This is a genomic window from Aliivibrio kagoshimensis, from assembly GCF_050337105.1.
In the GTDB taxonomy this organism is placed as follows: Bacteria; Pseudomonadota; Gammaproteobacteria; order Enterobacterales; family Vibrionaceae; genus Aliivibrio_A; species Aliivibrio_A kagoshimensis.
The window spans coordinates 1-19,194 of record NZ_JAKJSQ010000006.1; the positions used below are offsets into that span (position 1 = coordinate 1).

Consider the following 19,194-nt stretch of genomic DNA (forward strand, 5'->3'; position numbering starts at 1 on the left):
GAAATTAGCCATATCAAAGACTCTTATATATTATCGATTACTTACTAGCTCTCTCAACGCTTGTTTTTCTTGCTCTGACAAGTAAGCCAGCTCCAATCCATTGATCTGTGCCTGTTTAATCTCCCCCTGTGATAACCCCACTTTTGATGCCGCGATCTCATACTCGTGAGGCAGTTCAATACCCTCTACCGCTGGGTCATCGGTGTTCAAACATGCAAGAATACCATGATCTAAGAACGCTTTGATTGGATGCTCAGCAAAAGAAGCCACGGTGCTGGTTTGAATGTTTGAGGTTAAGCAAGACTCAATACCAATTTTGTGTTTTGCTAGGTAGTCCATTAGTTTTGGATCTTGTAGTGCTTTAACACCATGACCAATACGTGAAGCGCCAAGCTCTTGAATAGCTTGCCACATACTTTCTGGTCCTGCTGCTTCACCTGCGTGAACCGTTACCTGTAATCCCGCATCCCTCACTTGCTTAAAGTGCGTTAAGAAGCGATCACCAGGTTGTCCGAGCTCATCACCAGCAAGATCGATAGCGACCAAATGGTCTTTTTGGCTTAACAAACCGTTCAGCTCTTGTTGGCAGGCCTCTTGACCAAAAGTACGGCTTAAAATACCGATTAAGTTTGCTTTGATACCTAGGTCGCGACAACCGGCTTGAACACCATCCACAACCGCTTCAACCACTCCTGCGACAGGTAACTGATGTTTCATCGCCATGTAGTAAGGGGAGAAGCGCAGCTCGGCATAATCAATTTGTGCATTTTTTGCATCAGCCACATTCTCGTAAGCAACACGACGACAAGCTTCTAAATCGCCTAAAACCGCAACTCCCCAGTCTAGTTTTGATAGAAAGGCCACTAAACTAGGCTCGGCTTCGACAATCTGTACATGTGGTCTAAGGGACTCAATGTCATAAGCTGGAAGGGTTATCCCAAACTGTTTGCCCAGTTCTAAAATGGTTTCAATGCGAATATTCCCATCAAGATGGCGGTGTAGATCGGTTAGGGGTATGTTTTTAGTTATCATTGGTATCTTCCTAAGCTCAGTGGTTTACATCAGTATAAAAATGAATCCCGAGAGTGTCAGTATTAAATGGGCATATAAACAGCAAAATCAGCATTTTTCTATTTGATGTTAACCAAATCTGTTGGCCACTCTTCGATTGGAACAGGGCGAGAATAGAGGAAACCTTGCGCTTGAGGACAATGTAGTTGTGAAAGTAGCTCTGCTTGTTGAAGAGTCTCTACACCTTCAGCCACTAAATTGACCTTAAAGCCTTTGGTGATGTTGACGATAGCAGAGACGATAGAGCTGTCTATGTTTTCACTATTTAACTGATTTACAAATGTCCGATCAATTTTTAGGCAGTCAAAAGGCAGTTTGTGTAGGTAGGCCAATGAAGAGTAACCTGTACCAAAGTCATCAATGGCGATGCTAATTCCCAGTTTCTTTAGTGCGTGCATATTACTAATAACCATCGGGTCACTATCGGCAATACGTGACTCGGTTATTTCTAGTGTTAGGTTTTGTGCAGGTAGTCCCGTTTCATGTAAAGTCGCTTCCACACTATCGACATGGCAAGGTTGTGATAATTGGTTAACGGAAGCATTTACATGGATATTGAAATCTTGAGCCCACGCTCCTGATTCAATGGCACTGACAGTATCTCGACAGGCTTTGAGTAGAATCATTTTACCAATGGCTTCAATCAAGCCTGACTCTTCTGCCAGTGGAATAAAGTCATTAGGTGGAATAATCTCATTTGAATGAGTTATCCAGCGTGCAAGAGCCTCTGCCCCGACGACAGAACCGGTTTCTAGATTAATAATTGGCTGATAAAAAGGGATAAATTCATCATTTTTCAGACCATTCTGTATGCGTGCGAGCATCTGAGTACGGTGACGAGAGATATCGGTCATTTCTGTTCGATAAAAGCTGATCTTTACCTTGTCTTTTTTCGCCTGACTTAAAGCGATACTGCTGTTTCTCAGCCAAAGTGCCATCTCTTTTTCTGGCGATGTTTTGACAATACCAATCGACGCGGTTATCACAATGCTTTCATGTTCTAACAGAAAAGGAGAGGTGAATATATCTAATATAGAATCAGCGAATTGTTGAATTTGGTCTTGATGGTTAAGTGTAGGTGCGTAGATGGAGTATTCACTTCCACCAGTACGGGCAATCAGCATATTAGGAGCCGCTATTTTTTTTAAACGCTCAGCAATCATCACCAGTACGTTTTCGCTTTTTTGGTGGCCTAGGCTGTCACTAATTTCTCTGTACCGGTCTAAACCAATTAAAAGAAGTGCACCTTGTGTGGTTTGTTCAATATCGTTGCTCTGCTTGATTAACCCTTCTCGACTATAAAGCTTGGTCAATGAATCAAAGATAAGCTGAGACTGCAGAAGATCAAATGAAGCCTTAAGGTTATTGGTCATCTCATTGAATGCAACCACGAGCATACTGGTTTCATATATATATCCAGTTTGTGGCATTTTACTCCCCCAGCGACCTCTGGCTAAGTGTTTAGCAGCATCAGCAGTGGAGGTTATAGGTTTGGTGATTAAATTGATAAAAAAGAGAGAGGTCACAACAGCGATGATGCTGATCAGTAAACCGATGAGCCAGCTATTTTTCTGTGTTTGAAGGACATCCCCTAGAAGGTCAGACTCCGAAATGGAGATGCTAATGTACCAAGAGAGGCCAAATTCATCCTGAAAGGGCGTCACTTGGCTGAAGTAACGGTTATTATTAAAAATGAAACTAAATCGTTCAGCTGAGGATACATTTTTCAGAACGTTATTTTGGAAATTAATTGCGCTGCTTTTTATGATGGGATTATTGCTTTCGATAGCGAGCAGTCTTTCTCCTTTAGCAGTTTGACTCTCCCCATTTGACAAAATACTGTCATAGTCTGAATGAGTAACTAGGCGTTTGTTTTCATCAAAAATATAGATCTCATAATTGGTTAGGTTTTGCAATTCCTGCAAAAAAATATTGAAGCTATCAATTTGTATATCAGCAGCAAGTACACCAATAAATTGGGTTTTGGAGAAGACGGGAGTAAGTGCAGATAACGTGATCTTTTGTTTTTCGTCAGCATTAGTATAAATGCTTGACCATTGTGGTTTTAAGGATTGAGAGACGGGTTGATACCAAGGCCTGATGTTTGGGTTATAGTCTGGGATGGTTAAGCGAATTTCTTCGCTGATTTTATTGCCTCGGTAAATAATGAGATTTTGCTGCGTTCTATTATCTTTTAACATCAGAGAGTAGCCGTTGTTCGGCTCTTTACGAAATCCCACAAAATTCTGGGTTTCAGAACCAAAGCCTAAAACATCCAGTTGTGGGATGCTCTTAGAGGTTTTGAATAGTGAGGAGAAAAGGTACGCTTGTAACTTACTGAGATCCTCAGGTTGCACGATGTCATTAAATTCAATGTTATTACTTATATTTAACGCGACATTGAAAGGCTCAGATAAGAATTGATCAAGCCGTTGATTGACGCTTGCATTCATTAATGAGAGCTGTTTCGAACTGATGTCTTCAATCATCTCTTCGTAGTGGCTTTTTTGTATTAATACTATGGCACTAAATGTAAATATAAAGATGACTAAAAATGGCAGAAGGATTGCAGTTCTTAGTGTGATTTTATTCTTAGTAAGCATAGTTAAGCACTTCATGAACACGATATTATGTAATTGTATAGATAATAAAAGAAGGTAGCGAATTCCTTTATTAATATAGCTCCTTTAGTTTTCTCGTGAGCGTATTTCTTCCCCAACCGAGTACTTTTGCAGCCTCCTGTTTATGCCCATTTGTATGCTCTAGAGCCGCTTCTAATAAAATGCGCTCAAATTCCGGTTGTGCATATGAAAGTATCTCTTTCTCACCAGAAGCTAATGACTTCTGTACCCATAAGGTAAGTTGGGATTGCCAACTCATTTCATTGTGTACATCAGTAACCACCTTTTCTTCAAGCAGCTCTGAAGGGAGATCTTGAGAGAGGATCTCACTGCCACTGGCCATCACGGTTAACCAGCGACAGATATTCTCAAGCTGTCTAACATTCCCAGGCCACGATAGCTTATTCAATGTTTCAAGTGTGGATGGATGTAGGGATTTGACCTCTACATCCAACTCTTCGGCAGCCAAGCTCAGAAAGTGTTGACTGAGCTTCTCAATGTCCTGCTTGCGCTCTCTTAAAGCAGGAATATGGATACGAATAACATTAAGGCGATGAAATAGATCCTCTCTAAATCCCCCTTCATGAACCAGTTTCTCAAGGTGTTGATGAGTCGCTGCTACGATTCGCACATCGACTTGAACCGCTGAATGACCGCCGACTCGATAGAATTGCCCATCGGAAAGCACGCGCAGTAGTCGCGTTTGGATATCAAGGGGCATATCGCCAATTTCATCAAGAAAGAGTGTGCCGCCATTAGCTTGTTCAAAACGGCCTTGTCTAACACTGTTGGCCCCAGTAAATGCCCCTTTTTCATGACCAAACAGCTCTGACTCAATTAAGTCTTTCGGTATAGCCGCCATGTTGAGTGCAATAAAGGGTTTAGCTACTCTAGGGCTGTGACGATGAAGCGCGTGAGCAACGAGCTCTTTCCCTGTACCTGATTCACCATTAATTAACACTGAGATGGAGGAGCGAGACAGTCGGCCTATGGCTCTAAAAACCTCTTGCATAGCGGGAGCTTCACCAATAATTTCAGGGGCCTCAGAGTTAATCTCCTCTTCAGAGATGTTATTCCTTTTCTGTTCATGGCTATGAATAATAGCGCGTTCAACCAATGCCAGAGCTTCATCAATATCAAACGGCTTAGGCAGGTATTCAAACGCTCCGCGCTGATAAGCATTAACAGCAGCATCAAGATCAGAGTGGGCAGTCATAATAATTACGGGAATATCTGGGTAGTGCTCTTGCAAGTTCTTTAGCAGTGCAAGGCCGTCCATTCCGGGCATTCTGATATCTGAGACAATCACATCTGGGACATTCCGTTCCAGCGCAAGCAGCACACTTTCACCGTTGGCAAAGGTGTCACACTGCATTTGAGCGGAAGTTAGGGTCTTTTCTAATACCCAGCGTATAGAGCTATCATCATCTACAACCCAAATTAGTCCTTTGCTCATATCTGCCTCTGAAGTCTTTATTAAAAATGGTTGCTATTTTATTGGTAAATAGAGAGTGAACGTGGTCTGCCCCGGCCAGCTAATCACCTCTATCTTGCCTTTATGTTGGTCGATTAAGTTTTGTGAAATCGATAAGCCTAATCCAGTGCCTCCTTCGCGAGCACTGACCATAGGATAGAAAAGGGTATCCTGTATCTCTTTAGGGATCCCTGGGCCATTATCGGTGATTTCCACTTTGGCACTTAATCGATATTGGTGGCCATGGATATTGGTTTGGTATTCGGTGCGGGTGCGTAGGGTAATTACTCTCTCTTGCTGGTTTTCCAATGCTTGAGCGGCGTTGCTAATCACATTCAAAAATGCCTGCTCTATCTGCTCGGAATCCATCAAAAAGTCAGGCAAGCTTGGGTCATAATCGCGAATGAACTTGATCTCTCCCTCGTTGGCCAACTCAACAATTTGGCGCGCCTTCTCAAGCACTACGTGGATATTGTTCTCTTGTTTTTTCCCTAATCGTTGTGGCCCTAACAACCGGTCGACAAGGTTTCTTAATCGATCGGCTTGCTCAACGATGAGCTGGGTATACTCTTTTAGAGATGGGTCTGGCAACATTTTTTCAAGCAGTTGAGCAGCACCTCGTAATCCCCCGAGCGGATTTTTAATTTCATGTGCTAAGTTGCGCACTAATACCTTGGCCGCCATCTGTTGGGCATGCTGGGATATCTCTTGGCTTAATCGTCGCTGTTTTCCTATCTGTCTTAACTCTACCAGCAGCATGATTTTTTTATCCCAAGAGACGGGGCTGACGGTGATTTCTACCATGACGGGACGGTGATCAATGACTAATGTGACGTCGCTATCGGTAATACTTTGGCCACTGATTAAAGGCTGAGTAAAGAGTGAAAGGTCTAACGATGTGTGTTGAATGAGTTTGGTGAGCTTCAATTTATCCAGACGACGCGCACTTTGTGAAAAGAGTTGTTCAGCGGAAGGGTTAGCATAAGCGATCGCCAACTCTTCATCTAACAGCACAGCGGCGGTAACGAGATTGTTCAGTAGTGTTTCGGATAAATTTGTCATGGTATCGCCACTCATTGTCATCTGATTCTTAAGTGTGCACTATTTTGGTGCATCAAGATATCTTAGAAGGGACATTTATACTGATAACCTTCTGTTTTGGTGCGAATCTAATAAATTGTTACTCTTTGTGCTAATAATGCAATTTTCTTGCCTATATGTTTGTAATAAGCGTTTAATTTATAATTGATTTTATACGGGTGAAAAAAAACCCACGGCGAGCGCAGGTTTTATTTTATTACGGGTTAATGGTGAGCGTAATGCCTGCCATTATACTGAGTAGTACAGTTCAAACTCTAATGGGTGAGTTGTCATGTTAATCAGTTCTACATCTTCAGACTTAAGCTTAATGTAAGAGTCAATGAACTCACTTGAGAAAACACCGCCAGCCGTTAAGAACTCACGGTCGTCGCTAAGTGCCTGAAGCGCTTGTTGTAGTGATTCTGCAACTTGTGGGATCTCTGCAGCTTCTTCCGCTGGAAGGTCATAGAGGTCTTTATCCATTGCATCGCCAGGGTGAATCTTGTTTTTGATTCCGTCAAGGCCAGCCATAAGCATTGCTGAGTAGCAAAGGTAAGGGTTAGCCGCTGGGTCACCAAAACGTACTTCGATACGACGAGCCTTAGGGCTTGGAACAATTGGGATACGGATAGAAGCAGAACGGTTACGTGCTGAGTAAGCCAACATAACAGGGGCTTCAAAACCAGGAACCAAACGCTTATAAGAGTTGGTTGATGGGTTTGCAAATGCGTTAATCGCACGGGCGTGTTTGATGATACCGCCAATGTAGTAGATCGCTAGGTCAGACAGGCCGCCATACTTATCGCCAGCAAAAAGGTTTACACCATCTTTTGCTAGTGATTGGTGTACGTGCATACCAGAACCGTTATCACCTACAAGAGGCTTAGGCATGAACGTCGCTGTTTTACCAAATGCGTGGGCAACGTTATGTACAACGTATTTATAGATTTGCGTCTCATCGGCTTTAGTGGTTAGCGTATTAAAGCGAGTTGCAATTTCGTTTTGACCAGCTGTTGCCACTTCGTGGTGATGTGCTTCAACAACAAGGCCCATCTCTTCCATAACAAGACACATTGCAGAACGAATGTCTTGAGAAGAATCGACTGGAGCAACAGGGAAGTAACCACCTTTAACGCCAGGACGGTGACCTTTGTTACCACCTTCGAAGTCAGAACCTGTGTTCCAAGCCGCTTCGATATCGTCAATTTTGAAGAAAGAACCTGACATGTCAGTGTTGAACTTAACATCATCAAAAAGGAAGAACTCAGGTTCAGGACCAATTAATACGGTGTCAGCAATACCTGTAGAACGTAGGTACTCTTCAGAACGCTTAGCGATTGAACGTGGGTCACGGTCGTAACCTTGCATTGTCGTTGGTTCAAGGATGTCACAACGGATATTCAGAGTTGCGGTTTCAGTGAATGGGTCAAGAACCGCGCTCGAAGCGTCAGGCATCATTACCATGTCTGATTCATTGATTCCTTTCCAACCTGCAACAGACGAACCATCAAACATTTTACCTTCTTCGAAGAAGTCAGCATCAAGCTGGTGAGATGGAATTGAAATGTGCTGCTCTTTACCTTTTGTATCGGTAAAACGTAAATCGATAAACTTTACTTCGTTTTCTTGGATCAGTGCTAATACGTTATCAACTGACATCAGGGTAACCTCCGGTGTTATAAATTTAGTGTCTAAAATCTATTTCGTCTGAAAACTATACTGCGAAAATCGTGCCAAAGAGTGCACTCCTTAAAAATCAGTCATTTATCTGTTGTTATGTGAATGCTAACAACGATACTGCACCATTTTTGATCTTTGCTGCACTCTTTCGGTGCAACAGGGCAAGGTAAGCACCGTAATAATGCAACTGTTGAAATATAGACCACTGAACAATCCTATTCTATTAAAAAGGAAAGCAGGTTTTCTCGACAATCTAAGATACTTTTTTATTTTACTTAATGTAAGGAGAAATATTCAATTACACTTACAAATCATATGTTTATATGTAATTGTTGTGCTTGTGTTTAAAAAAAGGAAAAAAAGATTGTGGATTAAATCACATATTTCGTGGGTTTTGTCTTAAAATCTGTTAAATTATTGACCGATTTTAAACCAAGTAGCACCAATGGTGGTAGCTACATGCTCTGAGTGAATTTGAATCCATGTCTACTCCACAGATTGATAAACTAAGAAATATCGCGATTATCGCGCACGTTGACCACGGCAAAACGACGTTGGTTGATAAGCTGTTACAACAGTCAGGTACCCTAGAATATCGTGGTGAGTCTGAAGAACGTGTAATGGACTCGAATGATATCGAGAAAGAGCGTGGCATCACCATTCTTGCAAAAAACACAGCAATTAACTGGAATGATTACCGCATCAACATCGTAGATACCCCTGGACACGCCGATTTCGGTGGCGAAGTTGAGCGTATTATGTCGATGGTTGATTCCGTATTATTGATTGTTGATGCGGTTGATGGCCCTATGCCTCAAACTCGCTTTGTAACTCAAAAAGCCTTCGCACACGGTCTTAAGCCAATTGTTGTCATTAATAAGATTGACCGTCCTGGCTCTCGTCCTGAGTGGGTTATGGATCAAATCTTTGACCTATTTGATAATCTGGGCGCTACTGATGAGCAACTTGATTTCACAACCGTCTATGCATCAGCATTAAACGGTTGGGCAACAATGGAAGGCGATACGGTTGGCGAAGATATGCAACCTCTATTCCAAGCGGTTGTTGATACCGTTGAACCACCTAAGGTTGACCTAGATGGTTCACTTCAAATGCAAATTTCGCAACTAGATTACAACTCATACGTGGGTGTTATCGGTGTTGCACGTGTTGCTCGTGGTTCTGTAAAACCTAACCAACAAATTACTATTGCAAGTGCTGATGGTAAAACACGTAATGCTAAAGTCGGTACGGTTCTTGGCTACTTAGGCCTTGAGCGTCACGAAGTTGAACAAGCTAACGCAGGTGATATTGTTGCGATTACGGGTCTGGGTGAGCTTAAAATTTCAGACACTATCTGTGACGTAAATAATGTTGATCCATTACCGCCTCTTTCGGTTGATGAGCCAACAGTTACTATGACTTTCCAAGTAAACACTTCTCCGTTTGCTGGTAAAGAAGGTAAGTACGTTACTTCACGTAACATTTTAGAACGTCTTGAAAAAGAGTTGGTTCATAACGTAGCGTTACGTGTTGAAGAGACTGATAGCCCGGATCGCTTCCGTGTATCTGGTCGTGGTGAACTTCACCTTTCTATCTTGATTGAAAACATGCGTCGTGAAGGTTTCGAGCTTGCTGTATCTCGTCCTGAAGTTATCATTAAAGACGTTGACGGTCAGAAAATGGAACCGTTTGAAACCGTTACCATAGATGTTATTGAAGAACATCAAGGTGCCATTATGGAAAATATTGGTATTCGTAAGGGTGAACTTACTGACATGGCACCAGATGGAAAAGGCCGTATCCGTATGGACTTTATGATGCCTTCTCGTGGCTTGATTGGTTTCCAAACTGAATTCTTAACAATGACTTCAGGTTCTGGTCTTATTTATCACTCATACGATCACTACGGTCCTCATAAAGGTGGCGAAATTGGTCAGCGTTCAAATGGCGTATTGATCTCTAACGGCACAGGTAAAGCGGTAACTTACTCACTGTTTAACCTACAAAGTCGTGGTCGCTTGTTCTCAGAGCACGGTGATGAAGTATATGAAGGTCAGATCGTCGGTATTCATAACCGTAATAACGATTTAACCATCAACTGTTTACGCGGAAAGCAGCTGACAAACGTTCGTGCATCTGGTACGGATGAAGCACAGGTTCTTTCTCCTGCAATCAAGTACACACTTGAGCAAGCTCTTGAATTCATCGATGATGATGAGCTAGTTGAAGTAACACCTGAAAGCATCCGTATTCGCAAGCGTCACCTAACGGAAAATGACCGTAAGCGTGCAAATCGCGGATAAACATAACAGTAGGTAGAGAACCATCTACTAACTGGTTGTGATAGAAATCCCTTCGTGGCTAGGCTGTGAAGGGATTTTTTTTATCTGCTATAATGAGTTAGATAAATTCGAATGGAATGTCGACATTAATATGTGCAATAGAGTTGAAGAAAGATGATAGGTATGGATAAAATATTTTCGACACACAATGCACACCGCTTAACCGTGTTACTCAACTACTTTCGTTACCTTTGGCAGCGAATTGGTCATGACCGTTTACCGGTAAGCGCTGGCTATATGGCTTACATTACTCTGCTCTCATTGGTACCACTGCTCACTGTTCTGCTCTCTGTGCTGTCCCATTTTCCCATCTTTTCTGGTGTGGGTGAGGTGATACAGCAGTTTGTGATCAGCAATTTTGTGCCTGCAGCGGGGGAAGCTGTTGAACAATCACTTAATGAGTTTATTTCAAATACTGGCAAGATGACTGCGGTAGGTAGCTTGTTTCTTTTTGTCGCCGCCGTCATGCTGATTTCATCCATTGATAAAAGTTTGAATTTCATCTGGCGAGTCAAGCAGAGTCGTCGTCGAATCTACTCGTTTTCTATGTACTGGATGGTCTTAACCCTAGGTCCACTATTTGTAGGAGCCAGTATTGCCGCCAGTTCCTACTTGGCGTCACTGTCGATCCTAGAAGGGGAGTTGGCCAGTGGCTTTTATCATCAGTTGTTGGGGTGGCTACCTATCATTCTCTCTTTTTGCGCTTTTGGTGTGCTCTATCTGCTGGTGCCTAACAAAAAAGTGCACCTGTTACATGCGTTAATCGGTGCGCTGGTTGCCAGTGTACTGTTTGAGTTGAGCAAAGATGGGTTTGCCCTATATATCACCCGGTTCCCATCCTATCAACTGATATACGGAGCACTGGCCGCAATACCCATTTTATTTGTGTGGGTATATCTATGTTGGCTTATTGTATTGCTCGGTGCAGAGATCACTGCAAGTTTAGGTGAACACGATAAGTGGCGGTATTTACCCACACAGTCATTCGATACACATTCAATAGAGAGTAAAGATAGTGATAGCATTGATACAACGAGTAAGTGACGCTTGTGTAAAAGTTGATGGCAACCGTGTTGGTGAAATTGGACAGGGATTATTGGTACTGCTCGGGGTTGAAAAAGGCGATGATGAGAGCAAAGCTAATCGGTTGGTTGAACGAGTTTTAGGTTATCGAGTGTTTGAAGATGCCGACGGTAAGATGAATTTAAATGTACAACAAGTGAACGGTAGTCTATTAGTAGTGTCTCAATTTACACTGCCAGCGGATACTAAGAAAGGAACACGACCAGGATTCTCCAAAGGAGCGGCTCCTGAAGAGGCACAGAGGTTATATAACTACTTCTCTGACAAGTGCGCTGATACATCCATTACTACCGAGAGAGGGCGTTTTGGTGCGGATATGAAGGTATCACTGACCAATGATGGTCCCGTGACTTTCTGGCTACAAGTATAATCAGCCAACCAATTTACTACTGCGTGAGAGGGAGTTCATGTTTCGTTTAATTACCCCAAAAACTGATGATGAATATAAACGGTATTATCACTTCCGATGGCAAATATTGCGTGAAATGTGGCACCAACCTGAGGGGTCAGAGCGTGATGCCTATGATGAGGTCAGTCAGCATCGGATGATTGTTGACAGCAAAGGGAACCCCCTTGCGGTTGGTCGGCTTTATCTCACACCAGATAATGACGGACAGATTCGATATATGGCGGTCTCTCCACAATATCGAGGTAAAGGTATCGGAGCCTTGGTACTGATCGCTTTAGAGTCTTACGCTCGACAAGAAAATGCCAAACGTTTGGTCTGTAATGCCCGTGAAGAGGCAATACCTTTTTATCTGCAAAATGGCTTTGAAAGCCAAGGTGAAATGAGTGATGAGCGAGGGCCAATACGTCACCAACAAATGCTAAAACCATTGGATCCTATGGCGGATGTATTGAGACGACCAGATTGGTGCGCGGAACTGCAAGAGCGTTGGAGCAAAGAGATCCCGATCAGTGAAAAGATGGGCATCAAAATCACCCAGTACACCGGTTATCGTTTTGAAGTTGGCGCGGTAATGAATGCCAATTTAAACCCACACAACACCATGTTTGCTGGCAGTATTTTCACCATGGCAACCTTAGCTGGTTGGGGGTTGGTGTGGCTGCTAATGAAAGAGCGAAACTTACTTGGAGACATTGTGTTAGCAGATAGCCATATCCGTTATCGTAAACCGATTAAAAGTAACCCAAGAGCGGTCTCCTCTTTAGATAGCTTGAGTGGTGATCTGCGTAGACTAGCAAGTGGACGTCAGGCTCGTTTTCAGATTACCGTGAGCCTATTCAGTGGTGATGAGGAGTGCGCAGAGTTCACCGGAACTTATATGCTGCTGCCTCAAGGAAATAAATACTAATCGACTATCACTCCTTAGAGGTGTCGCAGGAGTTAATGATTTCCATCTCCTGCACATTTACCGCTCGGTTTATTTGCTGACACTCTTGACTGAACTGATAACTCAGAGAGCTTTTTTGCGGTGACACCAGATCGTAGTCACCCTCAAGATGTAAGATAAAATCATCTCCAGAGACATCGACAGGGGATACCGTGACTCTTCCTCTATCCGCAGATACCTCAATGGCTGAACTATCGAGAGCGAAAGGACCACCACCCTGCTCTTTATCAGTATGGATTTTTAACTGTCGTTGCCAAAGTTGCTGCCCGTCCATTGAAGAGAGGACGTTTCTTGGCACGAGTATTAACCGACCTTCAAGACTGTAGTTAAAGGCGGTTCGGTTAGCAATCAATCCTTTAGCGGATAAGTTTAGCTCGGCATCTCCGCTGATGGAGAGTTCAGGGTCTATCCATTGAGAGATCACATTTATTGGAACCCCATCACCAATGGCAGATAGCGACCAAGGCTGACTGTCACTATGCAAATCGACGTTACCAGTGATGTCTAGTAATCCTGCGGCAAAAGGAAAGACTGCACGTTCAATGATCCATTCGCCACCCATGCTATTCATCTTCACTAAGGGTTGCTCAGTGGTCAGGTAGTCAATACTGGCACTGGAAGCGCTCATACTGATGTTTCCACTCCACAAGCCCCATTGGTCATTCTGCTGTAGCTCTAACCCTTTTCCTTCCATTTCCAGTGACGTTATCTGGAAAGGGTGAGGATCATTCGCATTGATAATTTTACTGTTCTTGATAGAGAGTTGGGCAATATCAAGTTGAGAAAGGCCGTTTATATACGCACTGACTTTGTTTTTGATATCGGTGTCAACAATCCACTTAAGATGACTAATATTGAGAGACTCAAGATTAACGGTGGTTGGTGATACTTGGCCAGTGAACTGTATTGAACCGTTGAAGATCTGTAGGGATGCGTGTTCAACTTCAGCCCGATTATCACGAATAGAGAACTGAACAATCGGGCTTTCAATCAGCTGTTGGTTGAGCTGAATAGAGTCAGCACTGAAGGTCCACTCACTCTGTTGTTGCCAAAATGAGCGGTTCAGATCGATATTTTGCGCTGTTAGGTTCAGTTGGTTAGCTGAAAATTCAGGCAGTTCAATATTGCTGTTTAGCAGGTCGATTCGTTCTAATTGGAACTGATAATCTTGTTCGGTAATATGCATTAAATACTGTGTTGCTTGCTGAAATGAATCTGACTCAAGATTTAAATGACTGATAGTTAAGCTGGGAACTTTCCAGATTTTACTATCAATAAGCTCTGCTTGAGCGGTAATTTCACTCTGCTGCCAGGTAAAGGACAAACCGTAAAGTGTGGTCAGATTCGGAGCATAGTGGCCATTTATTAGGAGGTTGTTGAGTGCTTCACCGTGCCAGTAGAGCTGCTTGGCTGAAAATTGGAATTTACCGCTAAACTGCAGAGACGATTGTGACATATCGACGCCACTTTCAAACTGCACGCTTGCTTCTCTTAATACAAGTTCGTTGTCTGCGTAATCCAAATTATTGATAGAGAGTTGGTTGATCTGAATCCAGTCATACAGTGCTAATGCAGGTTTACCTTGCTGCAGACTCATACCATCAACAAGTAGACTTTTGAGCTGTAACTTTGAGTCTTGTATAAATCTAGGTGCAATCCACAGCTCGAGCCGTTCAATGTGTAGAGGAGCACTCTTAGCTTGCTTGATCGTTATATCTTTCATGTGGACGTAGAGAGGAGACTGGATATCATAATCGACCTGACCAATATGTACCGAGTTATCCGCGTACTTGCCAAGCAGTTGATTGATGACAGGTTCGGCGTATTTTGTCTGTAGAAGAATCGCAACAGAGGAGATGGCTAGCATCAATAAGATGATCAGTGTAAGAAGTAGTTTTGCCGCAAATTTCATGGATAACCCTCAGTATTAGAACCCAACACTGACGGAAAATTAGGGAATATACAAGTGAGAAAACAGAAAAAAGCCCTTCAGGTGAAGGGCTTGAGATCCAGATAGCTTTTTAAAATCTGAAGTGGGGATTAATCTCGCTGCGGTCCAGCAGCCACTAAAGATTTCCCTTCATCATTATCCGTGTATTGATCAAAGTTATTGATGAACAGTTGGGCTAAATCATCGGCTTTCTCATCCCACTCTTTGCTCTCTGGGTACGTATCACGAGGGTCAAGAATAGAAGGGTCAACATCATGAAGTGCAGTCGGTACTTCAAGATTAAACACAGGGATCATCTTAGTTGGTGCATCATCGATTGAACCATCTAAAATCGCGTCAATAATGCCACGAGTATCTTTAATTGAGATACGTTTACCTGTGCCATTCCAACCGGTGTTGACTAGGTAAGCTTCAGCGCCTGAAGCTTCCATACGTTTAACTAACACTTCAGCATATTTGGTTGGGTGAAGCATTAAGAAGGCTGCACCAAATGCCGCTGAGAAGGTTGGTGTCGGCTCAGTAATGCCTCGTTCAGTACCAGCAAGCTTTGCAGTAAAGCCTGATAGGAAGTGATATTTCGTCTGCTCAGGGGTTAACTTAGAGACAGGGGGTAAAATACCAAATGCATCTGCAGTTAAGAAAATCACTTTAGTAGCGTGACCCGCTTTTGATACTGGCTTAACGATATTTTCAATGTGGTAAATAGGGTAAGAAACACGAGTGTTCTCAGTTTTTGACCCGTCATTGAAATCGATCGATGCGTTATTACGAACCGTTACATTCTCAAGTAGAGCATCACGGCAGATAGCATTGTAAATATCTGGTTCTGCTTCTTTGGAAAGGCGAATGGTTTTTGCGTAGCAACCGCCTTCAAAGTTGAAGATACCATCATCATCCCAGCCGTGCTCATCATCACCAATCAGTTGACGTTTTGGATCCGTTGAAAGAGTCGTTTTACCGGTACCCGATAGACCGAAGAAGATAGAGGTATCTCCTTTCTCTCCTACATTGGCAGAACAGTGCATAGACGCAATGTCTTTTTGAGGAAGTAGGTAGTTCATTACAGCGAACAGACCTTTTTTCATCTCACCGCCGTACCAAGTACCACCAATGATTTGAATGCGTTCTGTCAGGTTGAAAGCAACAAAGTTTTCAGAGTTAAGTCCCTGCTCTTTCCAATTTGGGTTAGTGGTTTTCGCACCGTTCATGACTACGAAGTCTGGTTCAAAGGTTTCTAGCTCTTTGTCAGTAGGGCGGATAAACATGTTTTTTACAAAGTGTGCTTGCCAAGCTACCTCTGTGATAATACGAACACATAAACGAGAGTCTGGATTGGCACCACAATATGCATCGATAACAAATAGACGCTTGCTAGACAATTGCTCAGTGACTAAAGATTTTAGATCAGACCACACTTCCTGTGTTATCGCTTTGTTATCATTTTTACCTTGATCAGACCACCAAAGTGTATCGCTAGTGGTATCATCTTTAACAATGTACTTATCTTTTGGTGAGCGCCCAGTAAAAATTCCGGTATCAACGGCAACCGCACCTAGCTCAGTAACAGTCCCTTTCTCATACCCTTCTAGCCCAGTACGAGTCTCTTCAATAAAAAGCTCTTCATAAGAAGGATTACGCAGAATTTCTTTCACGCCAGTTAGACCATATTTAGATAGGTCGATGCCTTGCGCAACCTTTGTGTCATGTCCGTTATTAACGCTCATAGGTGCTCCTGTAGGGGGTAAAATTGTCTGACTAACTGTCGACCATGCTAGCAACCTGAAAATACCTCAGGTTAATGATGTAAATATAAACCGAAACTATTGTTAAGATCTTACGCCTTAATCATTTTCTGGCTATACCTATATTCTATCCTTAAGTTTATCGTTTGCGCTAGATGTAGATGATTATTACTTGTACAAAATTAAGTGAGTATTTATAAGAGTAAAAAGCGTTTATTTAGAAACGTAGAACACAAAAAAGCCAGCACGACGGCTGGCTTTTACTTGACTTATTGTTACTGAGAAATAAACCAGTTAAGCGAATTAATGTAGCTTTTCATTACCTTTTACTGCATTTTCGAATAAGTTGGCAACATCAACACTATCAAAGTTGTAAGTGGTGCCGCAATAATCGCAATGAAGAGAAACTTTTCCTTCTTGCGAAATGATGTCATTAATTTCTTCACGATTAATTGTGATAATTGCGGCTCCGCTCCGATCTCTTGAACATCCACAGAAAAATTCAACACTTTGAGGATCGAATAATTTTACTGATTCTTGGTTGTAAAGACGGTAAAGAAGGTCTTCTGCTACTAAGGTAAATAGCTCTTCATTTTTCACCGTATCTGTTAATTGTTCTAAGTGTTCAAAATCATCTTCGGAACCTGTGCCATCTGGCATCACTTGTAACAACATACCAGCAGCGTGTGCTTTTCCATTTACGTCACCAAGACGGATCCATAACCGTGTTTTTAGTTGTTCCGAACGTTCAAAGTAGGCTTCCAGACACTGAGATAAGTTGTCACCTTCTAAAGCGACTACACCTTGATAGCGCTCGCCTTTATTCGGAGTAATAGTGATCACTAAGTGACCCTTACCTAGTGCTTCGTGTAAACCTGCATCATCGGCAACCTCACCATCATAACGGGCAACCCCTCGCACTTTTTGATTGTTATCGCCATTGATAACCACTAAAGATACTGGGCCATCCCCTTGCAGTTGAAGCGTAATTGACCCTTCAAATTTTAAGGTGGCCGTGAGAAGAGTTGTTGCAACTAACAGCTCTCCCAGTAAGTTTTGAACGGCAGTCGGGTACTCTTTGCTAGAGATTATCTGCTGATAGGCGTCGTCTAGTTGAACAAGCTCCCCACGAACGGAGAGATCTTCAAATAGATATCGATGCAAAGTATTGTTGGCCATTAGCTGCTCCAGCTTTGATTTAATCGTTGTCGACTAAATTGTTAATATTTTTAAATTTAATGATGTCACGTCGCTGTTTTTTATCTGGGCGTCTCTCTGGACTAGGACTGACTGCGTGTAGTTTTCGTTTCAAATGATTCTCTTGACGAAGTTCGATGCTCTGTTCTGTTTCAGAGTAGAGCAGTTCCGCTTCTGGAGCTCCACGTCGCTGATCGGAAATTTTCAAAATGGTGATGGTTTTCTCATCATTACCTTGACGAAGTTTGATCACCGCATTGAGCTCAACCATTTTACTTGGTTTAGAGCGCTGACCATTATAATGAACTTTTCCACCATCAACCATGTTTCTTGCGATTGAACGTGTTTTATAGAAACGAGCAGCCCATAGCCATTTATCGAGACGAACTTGGTTATTTGTGCTGCTTTTATTTGAACTCATGGCTACTTTCCGAATCAAAGAACGACTCTCCTTATATGGAGATGGCTGATAACAATTTCAAGCATAGATAACTGGCGTGCTGTTAATTAGTATTGATAGAATTAATAGACCTTTTTTTGTGATAAGTAGACCAAGTACGGTTATTCATACTTCATTTTAGCCGCATTATTACGGACTTAGTGATGTTTATTGGTTAAGATTACCAGATAGATAAAAAGAGACGTTAACCTAATGACCCGAAGCCTTCGATCAACCATGACCGCCAATAAATTGCTTGCAGCTGAAAAGCCAGCAAGCCAGATAGTCATGATCGTTGTGATCATGTTACTAGCGTGGGTATTGGGTTCATTGATCTGGACACTTTCTACTTTAGAACAGCCTATCAGTAAGTGGCAGCCAAGCGGTGCTAATGTAACCTTGAATCAACCCATTCAAACAGGGACGTTAACTCCCCTTATTCAAAGTGATCTATTTGGTCAATATCGTGCGGAAAACAGTGCGGTGGCAGTTGTGACAGAAATCATCAGCGAAGTACCTGAAACGGAACTCAATTTAGAATTGGCAGGGGTAGTTGCCACCTCAGATAAAGAGAAAAGTTTAGCGGTTATCACCAATCAAGGAAAACAGAACACCTATGGCTTAGGCGAACTGATTGATGGGACTAGAGCAAGTCTAAAAGCCGTTTATCCAGATCGAGTGATCATTGATAACCGAGGTCGAGATGAGACCTTAATGTTGGAAGGGATCGATTATAGTCAGCAACCTATCACCGAACCTAAAAAAATACCGAGCGGGATGATTGCTAGCCAAGGGAATAACAGTGGCAGCAGTGAAGCGATGATTGCTAAGTTACGACAGGATATTGTTAAGAACCCTCAAGCGATTATGCAGTATATTCGGTTGTCTCAAGTTAACCGCAACGGTGAAATTGTTGGTTATCGAGTTAGCCCTGGAAAAAATAGACAAATATTTGATTTGATAGGATTGAAGCCAGGAGATGTGGCGATGAGCTTAAATGGAACCGATTTGACGGATCCAAATGCGCTGTCATCAATATGGCAATCTTTCTCTTCATTAACTGAATTAAGCTTAACCGTAGAACGCAACGGTCAAACCCATAACGTGTATCTACCTTTAAATTAACGAAAACTACAATTAAAAGCGGTTTTAGGAG

Annotated in this window: 14 protein-coding genes; 5 read left to right on the forward strand and 9 right to left on the reverse strand. The window is 42.5% G+C overall.

Translation table 11 applies throughout. From position 1 onward, the window contains the following. Window positions 1-30: 30 nt before the first annotated feature. The 5 genes from add to glnA all read right to left on the reverse strand — a co-directional run bounded on the left by add (window position 31) and on the right by glnA (window position 7,905). Window positions 31-1,032 carry an adenosine deaminase gene (add, locus tag L4C32_RS03620; protein ID WP_428195496.1) on the reverse strand — a complete coding sequence of 334 codons (1,002 nt, stop codon included), beginning with the start codon at window positions 1,030-1,032 and terminating at the stop codon, window positions 31-33. 98 nt (window positions 1,033-1,130) lie between these two features. Further along, a complete protein-coding gene (gene gepA, locus L4C32_RS03625) occupies window positions 1,131-3,674 on the reverse strand; it encodes a phosphodiesterase GepA (RefSeq protein ID WP_428195497.1) in 2,544 nt (847 codons plus the stop codon). 70 nt (window positions 3,675-3,744) lie between these two features. Continuing rightward, entirely contained in the window at window positions 3,745-5,148 is a 1,404-nt protein-coding gene (gene glnG, locus L4C32_RS03630) for a nitrogen regulation protein NR(I) (protein WP_428195498.1), read from the reverse strand. Between the two features lie 33 nt (window positions 5,149-5,181). Next, window positions 5,182-6,228, reverse strand: coding sequence for a nitrogen regulation protein NR(II) (gene glnL, locus L4C32_RS03635; protein WP_428195499.1), 1,047 nt, complete (start codon window positions 6,226-6,228; stop codon window positions 5,182-5,184). 267 nt (window positions 6,229-6,495) lie between these two features. Then, window positions 6,496-7,905, reverse strand: a complete 1,410-nt coding sequence (gene glnA, locus L4C32_RS03640; RefSeq protein WP_428195500.1) for a glutamate--ammonia ligase — start codon at window positions 7,903-7,905, stop codon at window positions 6,496-6,498. Between the two features lie 503 nt (window positions 7,906-8,408). Between glnA and typA the strand changes: the two genes are divergently transcribed. The 4 genes from typA to L4C32_RS03660 all read left to right on the forward strand — a co-directional run bounded on the left by typA (window position 8,409) and on the right by L4C32_RS03660 (window position 12,670). Continuing rightward, complete coding sequence (typA, locus tag L4C32_RS03645; RefSeq protein ID WP_428195501.1) at window positions 8,409-10,232, forward strand: translational GTPase TypA; 1,824 nt, start codon at window positions 8,409-8,411, stop codon at window positions 10,230-10,232. Window positions 10,233-10,394: 162 nt separating this feature from the next. Continuing rightward, window positions 10,395-11,315: a virulence factor BrkB family protein gene (locus tag L4C32_RS03650; protein ID WP_428195502.1), complete on the forward strand. Its 921-nt coding sequence runs from the start codon at window positions 10,395-10,397 to the stop codon at window positions 11,313-11,315. Further along, complete coding sequence (dtd, locus tag L4C32_RS03655; protein ID WP_428195503.1) at window positions 11,287-11,724, forward strand: D-aminoacyl-tRNA deacylase; 438 nt, start codon at window positions 11,287-11,289, stop codon at window positions 11,722-11,724. The genes L4C32_RS03650 and dtd overlap by 29 nt, the downstream gene beginning before the upstream one ends. A 37-nt stretch (window positions 11,725-11,761) precedes the next feature. Then, window positions 11,762-12,670: a bifunctional GNAT family N-acetyltransferase/hotdog fold thioesterase gene (locus tag L4C32_RS03660; protein WP_428195504.1), complete on the forward strand. Its 909-nt coding sequence runs from the start codon at window positions 11,762-11,764 to the stop codon at window positions 12,668-12,670. Between the two features lie 7 nt (window positions 12,671-12,677). Here the strand turns inward: L4C32_RS03660 and L4C32_RS03665 are convergent, their stop codons facing one another. From L4C32_RS03665 to hslR, 4 genes are all read right to left on the reverse strand, one after another. After that, entirely contained in the window at window positions 12,678-14,621 is a 1,944-nt protein-coding gene (locus L4C32_RS03665) for an AsmA family protein (RefSeq protein ID WP_428195505.1), read from the reverse strand. A 128-nt stretch (window positions 14,622-14,749) separates the two neighbouring features. Beyond that, window positions 14,750-16,384 (reverse strand): phosphoenolpyruvate carboxykinase (ATP), encoded by a 1,635-nt coding sequence (gene pckA, locus L4C32_RS03670; protein ID WP_428195506.1) that lies wholly within the window; start codon window positions 16,382-16,384, stop codon window positions 14,750-14,752. Between the two features lie 321 nt (window positions 16,385-16,705). Continuing rightward, entirely contained in the window at window positions 16,706-17,581 is an 876-nt protein-coding gene (gene hslO / locus L4C32_RS03675) for an Hsp33 family molecular chaperone HslO (RefSeq protein ID WP_428195507.1), read from the reverse strand. A gap of 19 nt (window positions 17,582-17,600) precedes the next feature. Continuing rightward, window positions 17,601-18,020 carry a ribosome-associated heat shock protein Hsp15 gene (gene hslR, locus L4C32_RS03680; RefSeq protein ID WP_428195508.1) on the reverse strand — a complete coding sequence of 140 codons (420 nt, stop codon included), beginning with the start codon at window positions 18,018-18,020 and terminating at the stop codon, window positions 17,601-17,603. A 231-nt stretch (window positions 18,021-18,251) separates the two neighbouring features. Here hslR and gspC point away from each other — a divergent pair, with 231 nt between their 5' ends. Further along, entirely contained in the window at window positions 18,252-19,163 is a 912-nt protein-coding gene (gene gspC, locus L4C32_RS03685) for a type II secretion system protein GspC (protein WP_428195509.1), read from the forward strand. Window positions 19,164-19,194 lie beyond the last annotated feature (31 nt).

Bases quoted from the DNA above. Each gene is read 5' to 3' on its own strand.
- gspC (WP_428195509.1), top strand. From the start codon at position 18,252: ATGACCCGAAGCCTTCGATCAACCATGACCGCCAATAAATTGCTTGCA.
- hslO (WP_428195507.1), bottom strand. From the start codon at position 17,581: ATGGCCAACAATACTTTGCATCGATATCTATTTGAAGATCTCTCCGTT.
- L4C32_RS03665 (WP_428195505.1), bottom strand. From the start codon at position 14,621: ATGAAATTTGCGGCAAAACTACTTCTTACACTGATCATCTTATTGATG.
- pckA (WP_428195506.1), bottom strand. From the start codon at position 16,384: ATGAGCGTTAATAACGGACATGACACAAAGGTTGCGCAAGGCATCGAC.
- hslR (WP_428195508.1), bottom strand. From the start codon at position 18,020: ATGAGTTCAAATAAAAGCAGCACAAATAACCAAGTTCGTCTCGATAAA.
- add (WP_428195496.1), bottom strand. From the start codon at position 1,032: ATGATAACTAAAAACATACCCCTAACCGATCTACACCGCCATCTTGAT.
- glnL (WP_428195499.1), bottom strand. From the start codon at position 6,228: ATGACAAATTTATCCGAAACACTACTGAACAATCTCGTTACCGCCGCT.
- L4C32_RS03660 (WP_428195504.1), top strand. From the start codon at position 11,762: ATGTTTCGTTTAATTACCCCAAAAACTGATGATGAATATAAACGGTAT.
- typA (WP_428195501.1), top strand. From the start codon at position 8,409: ATGTCTACTCCACAGATTGATAAACTAAGAAATATCGCGATTATCGCG.
- L4C32_RS03650 (WP_428195502.1), top strand. From the start codon at position 10,395: ATGGATAAAATATTTTCGACACACAATGCACACCGCTTAACCGTGTTA.
- glnA (WP_428195500.1), bottom strand. From the start codon at position 7,905: ATGTCAGTTGATAACGTATTAGCACTGATCCAAGAAAACGAAGTAAAG.
- gepA (WP_428195497.1), bottom strand. From the start codon at position 3,674: ATGCTTACTAAGAATAAAATCACACTAAGAACTGCAATCCTTCTGCCA.
- glnG (WP_428195498.1), bottom strand. From the start codon at position 5,148: ATGAGCAAAGGACTAATTTGGGTTGTAGATGATGATAGCTCTATACGC.